This is a genomic window from Heyndrickxia sp. NPDC080065, assembly GCF_050281185.1.
Classification (GTDB): Bacteria; Bacillota; Bacilli; order Bacillales; family Bacillaceae_C; genus Heyndrickxia.
On the sequence record NZ_JBNNWS010000046.1, the window covers coordinates 1 to 2131 of the forward strand.

Sequence of the window (2131 nt, forward strand, 5' to 3'; positions counted from 1 at the left end):
TTAAGCCTTCCTTCTTTTGTGTAGTTACATATATATTGACTGAAATTCATAGCATTTCTTGTTTGAATGTCCCCTACGGGGAATAAATACAAACCCGCCATTTTATATGTTTTGAAATTATTCTTATGAAGTCTCTTGTATGTTTCCGATGGATTAATGGGTTTTCCATATTTCCCAATTGATTTCAGACGATTATACATGGTTTTCGTTAGACGATAGGCTATTTTTCCAAAATCTATATTGACATGAGTTGCGATTTTAAAGTAATTTTTGATTCCGAGAATATAAGCGTTGTAAACCATGACAGTTTTTGGTGTTGGCTTACTTTGAATTTCCCGAATTAAGTATCTAAGTTTTTCTAGTATATTTTTCACTTTTTTATCCATAACGTGTGTATTGGCTACGTATCTATTACGCTTGGTTACTGCTTTGATAGAAAAACCTAGAAAATCGGATTTTCTTTTTCTTAGATTAGTAATCGCTGATTTCTCGGTAGAAATATCAAGGTTTAATTGACTTTTTAGGTATCCTTTGGTTGCGTGATATATTCTAATAGCTGATTTATGTGAGTTTGTGAAAACTTTGAAGTCATCTGCATATCTGACGATATACATTTGTTTAAGATTTGTTTTCTTTAACGCTCTTGTCTTACTATTAGGTGCATAATTATGTTGTGTTTTTAAGCGTTCCCATTGGTTAGCTATCCACCAATCTAAATCATTTAAAACAATGTTTGACAAAAGGGGGGATAGGATTCCTCCTTGCGGAGTTCCTTTGGTTGAAACACCTATTCCTTTTATTGGTGCTTTTAGCATTTTCAAGACAATAGTTAATACTCTTTTGTCCCTTATACCTATACTGTACATTTGTTTTATTAATTTTGAATGACTTACATTGTCAAAGAAACCTTGTATATCAATGTCTACTACATGATGAAGCTTCACATTATTGACTAAGTACTGACATCTGGCCATTACATGATGGGTTGACCTGTTTGGTCTGAAACCATACGAATGTTTATAAAATTTAGCTTCACAAATTGGCTCTAATACTTGTTTGAACATCTGTTGAATTAATCTATCTCTCATAGTTGGAATACCTAACGGTCTATTCTTTCCATTCGGTTTAGGTATTTCAACTCTTCGTACCGTTTGAGGTTTATAATTCTTTAATGCTTTTCGGATTTCTTCAATAAATTCATCAACGTTTTCAATCTTATATTTATCAATCGTGATGCCATCAGTTCCTGCCGTTTTTGAACCTGTATTCGCTTTGATGTTTCTGAAGGCTAATAAGATATTGTTTTTCGATATGATATGTTCATATAGCCTAAGACCTTTTGTAGCGTTATTTTTACTTCGCTCATAAAGGTCATCAAATATGTCCTGCATACCGTAATATTCTGCATGTCGTAAGGCTGTACCCACTGATGGATTGTTTCTCCTTCCTTGCGGAAATCCCATCCTCTTACTCGACCCTGTGAGTTTCATTTAGTTGACTTAGTTTTCAAAGAATGAGACTTGGGACCATCCCTCCGCGCTCGTTACACGCTTCAACGGTACTATGTCCCTACTTTCGCAAGAATAAAGTCACTTCGATATTTATGAATCTTATAGACACCATCCCGATAGTAGTCGTTTAATAGTGGATGTTTCTTACTTACAACGTTCCAATTAATCTAGCTTTACATATATCCTTAGGTGCTTACTTTAAGCCTGTCAAATCTATATCCTCGTTTGTTAGATATTCCGAAGTTCCTATACACTACTCGTACTTTTCGGTGTTTGACACTGCGTTTACAGCATACGTCTTTCGAGCGTATTAGAAATCTAGACCCGTACATTCGCAAGTTCGTCAGTCCAACTGGACATTCTCACCTTAGATATTTTGTAGCATCCCGACCCATCATGGACCATATTCTATATAAGCAACTTAGGTTCATTTCAGCCGACTTCACCTAGCTTCATACACATTCTGACTACTACCATTATGCGCATGTAGGAGGATCAGATAACTCGTTTCAGCTCAACATGACGGCTTTCATTCCGAGTTTCGATTAATCAGTTGTAATTGCATTTAGGCAATTCTCCTATTTCGTGCATTGGCACTTATAAGGAAACGTTTCGCACAG

At 35.5% G+C, this 2131-nt stretch carries 1 protein-coding gene; it reads right to left on the reverse strand.

The features are described from left to right. The coding region (ltrA, locus tag ACQKP0_RS25665; RefSeq protein WP_427408647.1) for a group II intron reverse transcriptase/maturase at positions 1 to 1427 on the reverse strand (1427 nt) is incomplete at its 3' end. Between the last annotated feature and the right edge of the window lie 704 nt (positions 1428 to 2131).